Below are 13,003 nucleotides of genomic sequence, written 5' to 3'. Positions count from 1 at the left end.
GGAGTAAACGCCCACTTAGTAGGTGTCTTTGATCCCTGGCCGTGGGGTGGGTACGGCTGGATGATCTGGGTTGTGGGGGTTGGCGCGACGGCTCGGCGGTACTGCCGGGAGTGCGGTGATCCGCTGCCGCAGACGATGGCGACGGAGGCTGTGTTCTGCTCAGGACGGTGCAGGTCACGGCGGTGGCGGAGGCTTCAGCGGACCCGGGAGCGGGTCATCGCGATGCAGCGGGGTGAGCAGGCGGAGTGCCCGATTTGTGGCCGGACGTGGACGGTGGGGGTGGAGCGGTCGAAAGCGGCGGTGTACTGCTCGGACCGTTGCCGGGTAAGGGCCTGTCGTCGGCGGCGGGCGTCACGGAACGACGTTACGGAAACGCGTAGCCGAACGCCTCAGGAATACCTTGAACACCCCTTGTTTTGCAGGGTAGTTGAGAGTGATTGCGGGGTGCTTCGAGCGCCCCTGGTTCACGCTCTGCCCCAGCGTGTCGTGCCCGCGTCACGGCCCGGTCCCAGCGCTTCCCGCGGCTGCACGTTGTCCTGGCGGGGAAGGCGGAGCACCTGCTCGACAACCGCCGCCGTGCACGGCATCACCATCACGGTGTGGGTGAACACCCTGCCCCGGCTCCAGCGCGGTGAGCCCTGGTACGAGATCGGAGTCGACGACCCGGACCGGCGCCGCCGGCGCTACACGGAGCCCGTCGGCCGCTGAACCCAGCGGAGCAAGGAAAGCGACCCGCCAGAGGCAAGTTACTTCCGGCGGGTGGGCTGCCTGCATGCAAAACAGCGGACCGGTGGTCACAGACGCTTCGTGGATGCGGGAGGCACGCCCAGTTCCGGGTCGCCGGGTTCACCGAAGAAGTGGGCGTCCCACGCGATCAGCTTGTCTCGCAGACGGGCAAACTCACCAGCCAGCTCCCAGACACCCTTGCTGGACAGCAGGCCGATCTCCGGGCGGTTGAGCCCCTTCGTTCCTTTGACGGTCCGCCACCCGTAGACCTCGTCGTCGTACACCCAGCAGCTGTGGATATACCGGTTGCGCTCCTCGAAGCGGGTCTTGCACAGCTCCAGGTCGCGCAGCAACGCGTCGCGGTCCTGAGCTGGTATTCGTCCCTCGGACCTCGCGGTGAGCCGAGTCTTGGCCTTCTTGATGAAGTACGTCACCGACTCGTGGGCCGCGTCGGTGTAGGGCCGTTCGACGCCACCGAGGTGGGCATACAGGCCATGCAAGATGTACTCGGTCTCGGCAGCGTGCTGCACGAGCACTCCCAGACCAAGGGTCAGAGCTGCTTGCTCTTCGCTCATCCCTTCCAGCAGTTCGGCCGTGCCGGGAGCAATCTGCGGCGCCCTGGGCTCCGGGGCGTCGCCGGGAGGCGGGATGGTCATGTGAGATCTCTCGGCGCTGTTGATCGGTGCGGATAGCCAGACTGCCGTCGGCGCCGAAGGGTTGTAGGGGGGAGTTGGAGATCCGCCGCCTGGGCCCCCACCGAGGCCGTTGGCCGCATCATGGTCGCGCACCGGCCTGGTTGGCCAGAGCGGTGTGTGAAAAGGCGGGGTCGGCCCGCTACATCTTCTTTTCCAGCAGCTTGGCCGTGTTCACACTGTTCGCGTCGACGAAGGGGTTGGCGGTGACATCGAGGCCGAAGAGTGCGTAGATGTGGCGCAGTGCTTCGTAGGCGTCGCGTTCCGGGTCTCCCAGGGCCTTCCAGCTGTGGTTCCAGCTGTCGCTCGTGGCCATCTGGGTGGAGCCCCAGAGGGGGAAGGCGGGATCGTCACCGGAAGCGAGTATGCGCCCTGGCGGTCGGGCGAAGTCGGAGGCGACGATCCGGTGTGTCCATGGGCCGTCGACCAACGGTAGGACGTGCTGGTCGACCAGCCGGAAATACTCGAGGGTGATCTCAGTCAGTACGAACACGCTGATCCTGCGCGTCCCGCCGCCGTCGTTGTAGCGCTCCATCGCCCAGCCGAGCATCTCTGCGGTCGCCGATGCAGCCCCGGTGACCGCGCCGTCCGACTCGACCAGCAGACCACGACGGGGAGCGTCGGCCAGCAGGAGACCGCCCTCACGCGATTCCGGACGCTTGTATGCCGAGGACCAGTTGAAGGCGTGGGCGCCCCGGAGTGTGTCCTGATTGTCGAGGATGTCCTGCAGGCCGCCGTCGGCGTACATGCCTGGGACAAGGCCGCGCGGCCGATCGGGCGCGCTCTGGAAGAAGAGCACCGGCGTCTCCTCCATCCCCAGGCCGGCACGCAGGACCTCCCGGGCCTTCACTCGGTCCGCGACCGGCGCGGGCATGGCGGCATCGGCCCCGCGCCGCGCGCGCAGGCCGTCGTTCAGGAGCCGGTACACCTCGTCCTGCGGGAGGAAGGCCGTGGTGTCGCCGTTGCGGATCGGGACCGTCCAGCTGTTCTTGATGAACTGGCCGTTGTCGGTGATGCCCCGGGTGACCATCGCCCACCGGTCGGCCTCGGGCAGCGCCGGTACCTCGATCACGAAGTAGTGCCCGGACGCCTCCGGGTCCCCCTCGGGGTGGTCGTACCAGAAGAACTTGACCTTGAGCAGTGGGCGTACGTACTCCGTGATGACGTCCTTGTACTTCGTGCTGTCGACCAGCTTCTTGTCGAAGGGCGTCACCTTCTCCGCGACCTCGTAGAGCTCGGTCTGCTTCTTCTTCGCCTTGAAGCCGCACACGAGCAGACCGCCGCCGGCGTTCGAGAACGCGGCGACGTCTTTGGCGAGCTCGAACTTGCCCTTGTCGGTGCTCAGGTCGTACGGCCCTTCGGGCGGGACGCTCTTGAAGTCGACCCACTCGCTCTCCGGCGTGCCCACGATCTCGTACGGCTGCTGCGCGGCGAGACAGGAGACGAGCTGAACCATGCTGTCGGCGGCCATGCCGTCGGAGCCTACGCGCATGAGGGCATCGCCCGCACGGAGTAACGCGGCGCGCCGACCTGCGACATCTGTCCCTGGGCTGGAGTGAAGGAGGAGGGGAGGGGCACGGACGCGACCGGGGATCGGAGCGTGCCCACAGAGGTTGCGCGTCGGTGCCGTCACCGCGCCGGGCTCCCGCCCGGCTCCGGCCCTGGGCCTTGGTACAGCCGTGCCGGTGGCGGCCCCGGTGCCGAGGCCGGGGCCGCCACCGGCGGTGTGCGACGGGATCAGCGGGTGCGCCGGGTCAGCGCTGCTGGATCCACCAGATGATCCATCCCGTCGCGCTCGCGCCCAGGGCGCCGGCCGCGCCGCGGACCAGACCGTGGCCCGCCGTACGGGCGAGGGCGCGCAGGCGACGACGGCGGCCGCCGTCCAGTAGCTGCCGCAGCCGGGCCCGGATTCGGGACCCGAGGTGGCGCAGCTTGCCGTTGTCCTGGCGATGCCGGGTCGACGCCGGCCGGTCGGTGCCCTTAGGCTCATTGAACATGCTGATGGTGCCTCCTTAGGGGAGTGACTGTCGGTTTCTTCACTGGGCGGCTCCCTGCGGGAACAGGGGGCCGTCGCCCTTTGTGCGGGCGGCGGCCTGCGCCGCGCCCGGCCCGTGTACGTCGGGCCGGGAGTCGTAGGGCCGGGGATGCCGTGGCTCCCCTGCGGTGCTCACCGCGGGGCGAGCGCCCGGGAGAGCACGGGGATACCGGGGGCGATCCGCAGCGCGGTGCCGGCCGCCCGCTCGGGGGTCCATGTGGCGGCCGCGGCCTCCCGGTCCTTCTTGTTGAGGTTCAGGTCGAACGGCGCGGCGAGCGCCCAGCGGACCCGGGTGCTCTGGCCGAAGACGGAGGAGCCGTCCAGGAACTGCTCGGAGACGAACTCGTACAGCAGGCCCTTGGCCTTCAGCTCCGTGATGCCGCGGCTGACGGTCGACGGGGAGACGCCGTACCAGGTCGCGAACTCCCGGTCCTTGTGCAGAAGGATCTTGAAGGGGTTGCGCATGGCCATGAAGATGAACAGCATCGCCTTCGCCGGCATCGACAGCGACTTGTAGTAGTGCTGCTCCCAGTACGCGAAGGGCACCCTGAAGTAGGTGTCCTTGCGGGTGCCCTCGTCACTGCCCGACGGCAGCGAGTACGGGGCCCCGGAGCCGTCCTCCAACAGCTTGGTGATCCGGGTCATCCGGCCGTCCGGGGCGGTGCTGATCAGCTTCAGGGCCTTCAGCTTCGCCAGGTGCCGGGAGACTGCCGCGCTCGCCGTGCCGTTGGTGGCGAACGAGATCCCCGTCGCGCGGCCCCAGGTCTCCGACCGTGCGGTCACGCCCCAGTCGGCCCTCGCGGTGACGCAGTGGATCAGGAGGAAGAGCTCCAGCCGCTCGGGGCTGCGCAGCAGATGAGGGAACGGGCCGGGCCGCGTGACCAGACGGAGGCCGGGCTCGGCGTCCTGGACGAACGCGCGCCGGATGGGGACGGCACGGCCGGAGCGCTTGGACTGGTCCAGGAGCATCCGTATCGTGTCGTCCTGCCCCACGGGCATGTCCCGCTTGAGCACGGTGAGTTCGGTGTTCACGTCCCCCATATTGCGCCAGGGGTCCGACTCGCTGGGTGCCGAATTCCGGTGCGGGCGGGCGGTCCGCCTCCCGCTCAGACCGGGTTATCGGAGAACCTGTGAACACTGTGACGCCAATTGGAAATCACTTTTTCCCCGAATGCCCTGGCAGGCGTGCATCCAGCGGCTTTGAACGTTAACGTTTCAGACTTTGATCTTTGGCATCTCAGACTCCATCACTTGACTATCTCGTCTCGTGACTTCGTGCTCAGCAGATGACGAGGCGAGCGGCGGGCGACACGCCTCCTGGACGTCCTGGCCGTGCCGAAGACGGAGGCCCCCAGGCTTCCCGCCAGGGGCCTCCGCGCGCAACTCCCGTCATCAATTCGGGATGCCTCGGTGCCGTCCGGTTCGCGCACTATGTCGCCCCACAAGGCGGTCTGCCCCGCCACCGTGGGCGCCAGCGTGAGCTGCCCGTGATCCGGCACGAGGGCGCTGCGGGGATCGGTGTCGTTGGCTCCGGTGAGGTCCTCGGACACCCGGAGATCCAGGGCGGTCGCGGCCGCGTCGATTCGCGCCCACCGCTCATCGGTGAGGTCGGGAAGCAGGGGCCGCAGGTGGTGGAGGGCGAAGGCGACGATGCCGGGAGCCGCGCCGTGCAGGACGTTGGTGACGCCGGCGGAATGTGCCGCCGCCCAAGAAGGCGAACGCCGACTCGTACCCGTTCGAGGTCCGCTCGCTGATGGTGAAGCTCGCCACGGCCCGCACCCCGTAAGCCAGTCCTCGGTGAACAGCGGTTGCTCGGTCGCGGCGGCTGGCACGGTGGTGCCGGTCGCGGTGGTCACGTCCTTCATGCCCACTCAACTCCCAGCTCCACGAGCGCTGCACGCTGTACGTGCGTGAGCTTGTCCCGGCGGGTCCTGGTGTTGGAGATCCATACGCCCAGCTTCACGGCCACCGGCGCCGCCTCGCCCTCCACCGCGATCTCCTCCGAGTGCCCCCTGGGGACACGGTGGTGGCCTTCGCGGGCGACGTACTGCGCGAGGGCCTCAACGCCTCGCTGGAAGGCCGCTGAAGCCTTTCCCGGCGCCTTCCCGGCACTCTTGGCCGCCGGAGCCGTAGCGGGCCGCTCAGTTGGCGTGATGCCGAGCTTGGACAGCCGGTGCTGCTGCTTCGCGGAGAGCTGTGCCCAGGCGCTGGGCTGTTTCTGCCGCTCCAGCCACTTCCCGAGGTCGTCGCCTTCGTAGAGCACGCCGGGTGCGATGTCTGGGAGGTGGCCGTCGGGTTCGTCGGTGGCGAGGTCGGCGAGGACGCGGTAGTGGCGTTGCCAGTCGAGTGGCCAGGGGCAGTCCCAGTCCGGGTCGATCTCCGTCAGCTGCGCCGCGCGCACGGCGGCCCGCTGCGGGTCCTTGCCCAGGCCGTTCTTCGCACCCTTCCGCCGGAGGTTGGCCATGTGCTGCCCGACGGGCACCATCGCCTCGCCCTCGCCCCACACCGCGTCCTGACGCGGCGCGAGGTGCCCGGTGGCCCGGTGGTAGGACCGGAGCGCGGCGAGCTTGGCCTCCCACGCTTCCTCGCCCGGTTCCCACACCATCCCGGCCTCCGGCGCGTCCAGGAGCTCCTTGCGCCGTTCCTCCAGCCCTCCGGCCCGCAGCGCCTTCCGCTGCTGGTGCACCCACCGTCCGAGCGGGAAGTCCTTCGTGACGCCGACCTGGGTCTCCGTGTCGTAGGGCACGGCGTACAGGCCGGTGATCTCGTTCTCCGCTCGCCAGCGGGTGAGGGCCTGGTAGCCCTCCAGCCATACCAGCGAGTCCGGCCTGTACACGCGGGTGCGCAGGAACGCGGCGATCGTCGCCGCGTCCCGGGGAGTGCTGAAGTGGAGCAGGGCGGATTCGGCGGCGGCCTGGGTGTCGTCGTGCTCCTGGTCCTCGCCGTCGCCCGCGCCGTCGGCGCCGACGATCCGGCCTTCCTCATCGCGCTGGACGTGCACTTTGCGCTTCCCGCTGGTGAGAGCACGGGAGGCGAGCTGCTCGACCAGGCGCTCATCGTGGCTGCGCAGGCCCTGGAGGATCGCGACCAGGGGGCGGAAGCTAGCGGAGGCGACCATGTCGGTCGGGTCCTCGTTCGGCTCCAGGAAGATCGGGACGATGATCCTGGCGACCTTGGTGGAGCCGTCACGGTTCAGGCGGAGCGCGCGGCCGATGTTCTGGACGATCTCCACCTGGGAGCCGCGGGTGTCGGCGAAGCAGATCGCCTCCACCCCGCGCTCGCCGGTGATGTCGACGCCCTCCCCGAGCACGCGAACTGAGGCGAGGAACGCGCGGTGTACGCGCCGGTTGTTGGCGTCGATGCCGTTGGCGAACTGGCTGATCTTCTCGCGCCGTTCGCCGACGGTGTGGTCGCCGCACAGCCACGCCGACCACACTCGGTCTGGCGGGACGTGGCGGCCGGCCTCCAGCCCGTAGAACTCCGTGTCGATCGACGACGCGGGCAGCGTCTTCTCCGCCTTTACCATGGTCTCGTCATCGGTGTCGGTGACGTACAGCTCGGCAGCGGTCTTCGGCAGCGCCTCTGCGAACGCCGCGGCCTCCTCCACCTTCTGATGGAAAGTCATGGTCGTGCGCAGGTTGTACGCCGCGGCGTGCTCCAGCAGGGCGGTCTGCAGCAGGGCCAGGCGCCGGCCTCGCTCAGCCTCCTCTGACTCCCCGAGGACGGGGGAGGGGTCGCGGATCTCCAGGACGTCGATCTCGAACCCCGCGAGGATTTCGCGCTCGATCGCCTCCGAGAGCCCGAGTTCGGCCAGCCACGACCCGTACGTGCCGTCCGGGTCGTCGGTCATGCTCGCGATCTCCAGCTCCTGGCCGTTCTTCCCGTGCTGCGGCCGGGGCGATGCCAGGATCCGGGGGGTCGCGGTCAGGTAGAGCCGGAAGTCGGCGGGGATGCGGGCGTTGTCGTGGATCGCAGCCCACGGCCTGCCAAGATCGCCCGCCGTACCGTGGGCCTCATCCACGATGGCGAGCGAAAAACCGTCCATGCGCTGGCCGTACAGGCGCTCTCCGCCCGCCAGAGCGGCCTCCAGCGGCCCGCGAGTGCGTCCCTGGCCCATCGGGTCGTCGAAGTCCTCGCGGTCAACGAGAGAGGCGTACGTGGCGAACACGATGACCGGTCCGTGGGCGGCCCACAGGGCGAGCTGGATCGGGTTGGTGGTGGTGCGCACCCCGAGTTCATTCAGCACCGGGTCGTTCTCCAGCGAGCACACCGCGACCATGGGGGAGCGGTGGCCCACGGCCCGCCACGCCTGGGCGGTCTGCACGAGCAGGTCCAGGGTCGGCACGGTCACGAGGATCCGGCCGTCCGGGAAGCACTCCAACGCACTCGCGGCAGCCATGATCGTTTTTCCGGAGCCGGTCGCTGACACGATCGTGCCCCGGGCACCCTGAGGGGGGACAGATGACCTTGCAGGGAATCCGACCCACTTACGGAAACTGGATTTCTGGTCGATCTGGTGTTTCTTGAGCGGAACCCTGCTCATCGCCCGTCCTCTTGCCCGCGTCGTACAGCCAGCTGCCCTGAAGCCGTCCCAGTGCGGCTTCCTCCTGGCCGCGCTCCGCCCAGACCCCTTCGCGCCAGAGCGGTGTTGGGTCGATCCTCTCGCACAGAATGAAGGATCCGGGCAGGCCGGTCAGAACGAGCTCGCTCGCGAGCATCGCGCCGGAACCCGTAGCCGCGCCACAGCCGCTCAGGCCGCGCCCGGTTGGTCCGCAGGCATTCTCCCAGCGTCTACGGGCAGGCCTCCCTCCCCTCCCAGGCGCGGCGTCGGTGTCCCGCGGTCGTACGAGGGCGCCGTTGGATCGCCGCGTCGATCACGAAGTCGCCGAAGACGGGAAGCGGCGGCTGGGCCTGCTGTTCGGTGTCTCCTCCTGGCCGGGGCATCCAGCCGCAGGTACAGGTTCTCGGCGAGCGTGCAGACCGAGACGTGACTGGTGGGTGGTCGCGGCTGTGTGATCGGTGCCGGCTATCACTGGAGATGCCCACGCCGAGCGGATGCGGGGGCTGGGCCGGCGCTGCCAGGGCGTGATCGTGCTTGGCGACGGTGCCTGTCTCAACTGCGGGATGGTGGTACCGCACCGCAAACGCCCGGGACGGACTCTGCTCCGGGCCGAGGAGCACGACAGCGCCGAGCACCGCGGGGTCCGTGCTCGCATGGAACACGTCATCGGCCGGATGAAGCAAGATCCTCCGCGACTGCCGCCAGCTCGGGGACGGTTTCCATCACGCGGTCCATCCTGTCGCCCACACACAACCTCGCCCTCGCGTCATGAGCAGACGACCCCGCTCACCCGGTCTGACATGCCCGCACTCAGCCTCGTGCAACAGCAAGGGCACGTCGGCCTTTCTCGTCGCGGCCAGAAGCGGGCGGCGCTCCGCCGAGCCGCTCTGGGACTGGGTGGGCTGTATCCTCGGGGGCGCTCGTTCCTGCGTCGTCTGGCTGCTGAAGGCTCACCGATGCTCTGGGACAGGGCGTTGCGGAGGCTCTGGCGCGGCGCGGTGGAAGGCGCTTGCCGTCAGGGCCTCCGCCTGCTCGCGGCATCGCTGATCCCGAACCCAGGAGTAAGCGCTTTCTGTTTGCGAGGAATTGCTCCGCTATCAATTCGATGAAGTGGGTAATTCTCTCTCTTTTCAGGCTGGCTGGCATTTCTCCTCTCAGTGTCTGGTGCGGCATATTTCTGTGGCTGCCCAGAGGCTGCAGGCTTGAGAGGAAGGGGCTGGACTGACATGCATGGTCTACTCGCAGAGTGGTAAGCCCTGTGCCATGCTTCGGCAGCACAAGAAGCGGGGCTCTGCGACGACTTGGCGGCGCTAGAGTCCCGAGGGAGGGATCGTGACGCTCTGGGCGGTGCAGAGTTGTTCGGTGCGCTAGGTTCCCCTTCACTCCGGCCTGCGGAAAGGGTGTCCCGTGCTGGTGTCTTCCACCACCTGCATGGGATGCACTCACCTCGCCTGCGGGCCGCCCGCATCCACCAACAACTTGTCTTCAGCAGCCAGACGACACCAGGAAAGAGCAGATGACTACAGCACAAACGCCGGATTTTGATGACCCGGACTTGCGGGAAAAGATCAGGGAAGCGCTGGGCAGCGAGGCAGGTCAGAGGCGTTTTGACCAGTTCCTCCGGACGCCCGTTGACCTGCGGCGCAATCAGGAGCGCCTTGGCAGGCTCCTCCTCGGGACGCTCGTTCTCCTGGTCCTGATGGTTATCGTCTTGGCGATCTTGGCGCTGTGCGCGGTGGAAACCGAGCCGGATGCCGCCGACGTGTACGGGACGTTGGCCCTGGTCGCTAGTGGTGGAGTGGTAGGGGTGTTTGTGCTCCTGCGGATGCACCGTGCTCGTATGCGCCGCGGCGGGAGGCGCAGCGCCTGACTCATGCCAGCTCGGTGCGGACAGGCCACCGGCCGCCGATGTTGGAGCAATGGGCAGACAGTCCTTCTGGCCTCAACTTCCCTAACATCTAGCGAAGTTGAGGCCAGAGCCTTGTGCGTGGGCAGGTCATAGCACCTCGCTCATTCGTGCTCAAGATGCACAGTCGCTGCGATCTTGCGTGCGACCACTGCTATGTGTTCGAGCACGCAGACCAGAGCTGGCGAGGCCGGCCCCTCGTGGCGTCCGACGACGTGCTCCGCGCCACGGCGGAACGTATCGCCGACCATGCGGCCGCACACCGCCTGGACACGTTCCATGTGGTCCTCCACGGGGGCGAACCGCTCCTTGCCGGGCGGGTCCGGCTGCGCAGGGCCGCCGAGGAACTCACCAAGGCGCTCCGGGGCGTGTGTGCGCTGGACCTCCGCATCCACACCAACGGAGTCACGCTCGACGAGCGGTTCTGCGAGCTGTTCGACGAGTTCGGCATCAAGGTCGGCATCTCGCTGGACGGCGACCGGGCCGCCAACGACCTCCACCGCCGCTACCTCGACGGCCGCAGCCGCTACGACAAGGTGCTCAAGGCCGTCCGGCTGCTGGGCGGCCCCCGCTACCGGCATCTCTTCGCGGGCCACCTCTGCACGATCGACGTGCGCAACGAACCCGTCGCCGTCTATGACGCGCTCGCGGGACTCGCCCCGCCCCGTGTCGACTTCCTCCTGCCCCACGCCACCTGGGACGAGCCCCCGCTCCGCCCCGCCGACGACCTCGAGGGCACGGCGTACGCGCGCTGGCTGCTGGCCGTGTACGACCACTGGACGGCGGACGGCCGGCCCATGGACGTGCGGATCTTCGACTCCGTGCTGAGTACTCTGCACGGCGGTCACAGCCTCACCGAGTCCCTCGGCCTCGGCCTCGCCCCCTCCGACCTCGCCGTGATCGAGACCGACGGCACCTTCGAGCAGGCGGACTCGCTGAAGACGGCGTAAGACGGGGCCGCCGCCACAGGGATGGACGTCTTCACCCACACGCTGGACGAGGTGGCCGCCCATCCCGGGGTCGTCGCCCGGCAGCGGGGGCTCGACGGACTGAGCGAGCAGTGCCGGTCCTGTCCGGTCGTGCGGTCCTGCGGCGGCGGTCTCTACGCCCACCGGTACAGAACCGGCAGCGGCTTCCTCAACCCGTCCGTCTACTGCACCGATCTGCAACGCCTGAAGGAGAGGCTTGGCAAGCGGCGCGCGTACCGGCTGGTCTTCGTCGACGCAGAACCTTGCTGCCTGCGGTAGATCTGCTGCAGATGTGCCCCTTCTTCACGTCGGGGCCCAATTCCCGCGGCTCTGTTTAGCACTACGGTGAGGACCACCCGTGCACCCTGTGAGCCGCGAACAATCTGGCCGTCGACCTGCGAGCACTCGGCCGGTTCACGGAAACCCGGGAGCTGGCCTCACGCATCTACTGAAGCTTTGAGGACCACCCGCGCACGCTGTTCGTCGCCAACAACATGGCATCGACCACCAGCTGGCGAGCGACTGCAAGGCTGAAGATCACCGCGCCGGAGGTCCAGCGCGTGCCGTCCCGGAACGTGTCGTTCACCGGCCGCGCTACTCTGCTGGAGTGGCTGCGCAACGGCTTCGCCTCCGGTACCACCACCCAGGTCGTCCACGGCCTCGGCGGGATGGGGAAGACGGAGATTGCCCAGGAGTACGCGCACCGGTTCAAGGCGGCCTATGACGTGGTCTGGTGGGTGCCCGCAGTGCAGCCCGGGCCTGATCCGCCCGGCGGGTGTCCTTGGAACGGGAGCCGTACTTCTTCCTCAGCTATGCGCTGTGACGACGGCGAGGCCTTCGTGGGGCGGTTCTACGACGATCTGACCGCGGAGCTGGGCCTGCTGGGGGTGGAGGTCGAGGCGGAGATGCCGTTCCGCGACGTGAAGCGGATCGGCCTGGGCGACGACTGGGCGAGGAGACTCGGGCGGGCGGTCGGGCACTGCCGGGCCATGGTGGCCCTGTGCTCACCCTCCCATCTCAACAGTCTCTACTGCGGCAAGGAGTGGGCCGCCTTCCGCTCCCGGGTGGACCGGTACCGCGAGCAGACCGAAATCGACGTGCCCGCGCCGATACCGGTCCTGTGGGCGCCCATGCGCGACCCGATGTCGCAGATGTCGCCGCCGGGGTCGACAGCCCCCTGCCGGAGGGCTGGCGACGGCGGGAGTACTACGGCACGTCACCGCTGGAATGGACCCCGTACCCCTGCCCTGCTCCTACAAGGGGGGCACGGGCCGCATGATGGCCCTGGTCAACGCCAGCTGGATCCTGGCCAGCAACGGCAAGCGGGTGCTGCTGGTCGACTGGGACCTTGAGGCCCCGGGACTGCACCGCTACCTGCGTCCCTTCCTCGTCGCCCGGAGCCCGTGGAGGTGCCCGGGACGGTCCTGCTGACCGTGTCGTAGCGGGTCCCGTTGCTCGGCCGGGGACTGTTCGGCTCCGGTACCTCCGCACGCCGGAATTCAGACTTTCCGTTATCCGGGGTCCTGCTCTTCAGCAGTGGTCTACTACTTCCCAATTCATGATTACTCGCATAAATTGACGGACCAAAATACGGCACCTGACACTTTGTCAAAAGCGTGCCCCGCCCCGGCTAGTTGATGGGGTGCCCCGTGTTTCCGCCAGCGGTACATGGTGCATCAACCTGATGCACCCACTACACTGGAACCCGACATGAATGAGCGACCCCCACTCTTTCGCCGCCAGCCTGGCCTGCGGCAGCGGGCCCCAAGGTTCTGGAGGCGCAGCCGGAAGGACCGTCAGGCGGGGGAGCGTAGCGGACCCGCCCAGGAGTGCGAAGCACTCGCTAACTTCCGTACTGGAGGCTCAACTAGCCGCACGTGACACTCCGTCAACTCGGCGGCCGCGCATCGCATGCCGCGCCGGGCGCGCAGCGGCCGGCTCCCTCAACTCCTGGAGCGCAGCGGAGGGAGTTGGCCCGCGCATCGCGCGGGCAGCGGGAGCGCAGCGACCGCAGTCAATCCCATTGCGCAGCAATGGGGTTCGCCCCCGCGGAGCGGGGGCGTAACAACCGTGCGCAGCACGGTTGTTCGCTTGCACATCGCGCAGCGATGTGGT

The 13,003-nt window shown here is 68.3% G+C and carries 11 protein-coding genes and 3 pseudogenes; 6 read left to right on the top strand and 8 right to left on the bottom strand.

What is annotated here, in order from left to right; genetic code table 11:
- The first annotated feature begins 576 nt into the window (after positions 1-576).
- Positions 577-708 (top strand): hypothetical protein, encoded by a 132-nt coding sequence (locus BEK98_RS51060; protein ID WP_279635515.1) that lies wholly within the window; start codon positions 577-579, stop codon positions 706-708.
- Between the two features lie 86 nt (positions 709-794).
- Here BEK98_RS51060 and BEK98_RS44500 read toward each other — a convergent pair whose 3' ends face one another.
- From BEK98_RS44500 to BEK98_RS49340, 7 genes are all read right to left on the bottom strand, one after another.
- The gene (locus tag BEK98_RS44500; RefSeq protein ID WP_143684247.1) at positions 795-1,382 is read right to left on the bottom strand and encodes a hypothetical protein; all 588 of its coding nucleotides are present in this window, start codon (positions 1,380-1,382) and stop codon (positions 795-797) included.
- Positions 1,383-1,560: 178 nt separating this feature from the next.
- Positions 1,561-2,910, bottom strand: coding sequence for an AlbA family DNA-binding domain-containing protein (locus BEK98_RS44495; protein ID WP_094222544.1), 1,350 nt, complete (start codon positions 2,908-2,910; stop codon positions 1,561-1,563).
- A gap of 262 nt (positions 2,911-3,172) precedes the next feature.
- The gene (locus BEK98_RS44490) at positions 3,173-3,415 is read right to left on the bottom strand and encodes a hypothetical protein (RefSeq protein WP_094222543.1); all 243 of its coding nucleotides are present in this window, start codon (positions 3,413-3,415) and stop codon (positions 3,173-3,175) included.
- A gap of 170 nt (positions 3,416-3,585) precedes the next feature.
- Complete coding sequence (locus BEK98_RS44485; RefSeq protein WP_143684246.1) at positions 3,586-4,485, bottom strand: helix-turn-helix domain-containing protein; 900 nt, start codon at positions 4,483-4,485, stop codon at positions 3,586-3,588.
- Between the two features lie 215 nt (positions 4,486-4,700).
- Positions 4,701-5,318, bottom strand: coding sequence for a hypothetical protein (locus tag BEK98_RS48765; protein ID WP_143684245.1), 618 nt, complete (start codon positions 5,316-5,318; stop codon positions 4,701-4,703).
- Positions 5,315-7,996, bottom strand: a complete 2,682-nt coding sequence (locus BEK98_RS44475; protein ID WP_094222540.1) for a DEAD/DEAH box helicase — start codon at positions 7,994-7,996, stop codon at positions 5,315-5,317. The genes BEK98_RS48765 and BEK98_RS44475 overlap by 4 nt, the downstream gene beginning before the upstream one ends.
- Positions 7,941-8,171 carry a hypothetical protein gene (locus tag BEK98_RS49340; protein WP_167444425.1) on the bottom strand — a complete coding sequence of 77 codons (231 nt, stop codon included), beginning with the start codon at positions 8,169-8,171 and terminating at the stop codon, positions 7,941-7,943. Before BEK98_RS49340 ends, BEK98_RS44475 begins: the two co-directional genes overlap by 56 nt.
- A 219-nt stretch (positions 8,172-8,390) precedes the next feature.
- On the opposite strand from BEK98_RS49340, the pseudogene BEK98_RS51495 reads away from it, so the two are divergent.
- From BEK98_RS51495 to BEK98_RS44460, 3 genes and pseudogenes are all read left to right on the top strand, one after another.
- Positions 8,391-8,786 (top strand): annotated as a pseudogene (locus BEK98_RS51495) (IS5/IS1182 family transposase); the annotation flags it as partial.
- A 744-nt stretch (positions 8,787-9,530) separates the two neighbouring features.
- Positions 9,531-9,884, top strand: coding sequence for a hypothetical protein (locus tag BEK98_RS44465; protein WP_094222539.1), 354 nt, complete (start codon positions 9,531-9,533; stop codon positions 9,882-9,884).
- Positions 9,885-9,997: 113 nt separating this feature from the next.
- Positions 9,998-11,122 (top strand): annotated as a pseudogene (locus BEK98_RS44460) (FxsB family cyclophane-forming radical SAM/SPASM peptide maturase); the annotation flags it as partial.
- 211 nt (positions 11,123-11,333) lie between these two features.
- Here BEK98_RS44460 and BEK98_RS49335 read toward each other — a convergent pair.
- Positions 11,334-11,474: a hypothetical protein gene (locus BEK98_RS49335; RefSeq protein ID WP_167444426.1), complete on the bottom strand. Its 141-nt coding sequence runs from the start codon at positions 11,472-11,474 to the stop codon at positions 11,334-11,336.
- An 82-nt stretch (positions 11,475-11,556) separates the two neighbouring features.
- On the opposite strand from BEK98_RS49335, the pseudogene BEK98_RS51190 reads away from it, so the two are divergent.
- Both BEK98_RS51190 and BEK98_RS50510 read left to right on the top strand, forming a co-directional pair.
- Positions 11,557-11,895 (top strand): annotated as a pseudogene (locus BEK98_RS51190) (hypothetical protein); the annotation flags it as partial.
- A gap of 220 nt (positions 11,896-12,115) precedes the next feature.
- Positions 12,116-12,319: a hypothetical protein gene (locus tag BEK98_RS50510; RefSeq protein WP_094222538.1), complete on the top strand. Its 204-nt coding sequence runs from the start codon at positions 12,116-12,118 to the stop codon at positions 12,317-12,319.
- Positions 12,320-13,003: the final 684 nt, after the last annotated feature.

Origin of the sequence: Streptomyces diastatochromogenes (assembly GCF_002242805.1) — a bacterium.
Lineage (GTDB): Bacteria > Actinomycetota > Actinomycetes > Streptomycetales > Streptomycetaceae > Streptomyces > Streptomyces diastatochromogenes.
This window is presented reverse-complemented; position numbering and strand designations above follow the sequence as displayed.

What these genes read in the sequence shown, in the direction of transcription:
- BEK98_RS49340 (WP_167444425.1), bottom strand. Translation starts at nt 8,171, where the DNA reads ATGCTCGCGAGCGAGCTCGTTCTGACCGGCCTGCCCGGATCCTTCATT.
- BEK98_RS48765 (WP_143684245.1), bottom strand. Translation starts at nt 5,318, where the DNA reads ATGAAGGACGTGACCACCGCGACCGGCACCACCGTGCCAGCCGCCGCG.
- BEK98_RS44495 (WP_094222544.1), bottom strand. Translation starts at nt 2,910, where the DNA reads ATGCGCGTAGGCTCCGACGGCATGGCCGCCGACAGCATGGTTCAGCTC.
- BEK98_RS44475 (WP_094222540.1), bottom strand. Translation starts at nt 7,996, where the DNA reads ATGAGCAGGGTTCCGCTCAAGAAACACCAGATCGACCAGAAATCCAGT.
- BEK98_RS44465 (WP_094222539.1), top strand. Translation starts at nt 9,531, where the DNA reads ATGACTACAGCACAAACGCCGGATTTTGATGACCCGGACTTGCGGGAA.
- BEK98_RS44490 (WP_094222543.1), bottom strand. Translation starts at nt 3,415, where the DNA reads ATGTTCAATGAGCCTAAGGGCACCGACCGGCCGGCGTCGACCCGGCAT.
- BEK98_RS50510 (WP_094222538.1), top strand. Translation starts at nt 12,116, where the DNA reads ATGGACCCCGTACCCCTGCCCTGCTCCTACAAGGGGGGCACGGGCCGC.
- BEK98_RS44500 (WP_143684247.1), bottom strand. Translation starts at nt 1,382, where the DNA reads ATGACCATCCCGCCTCCCGGCGACGCCCCGGAGCCCAGGGCGCCGCAG.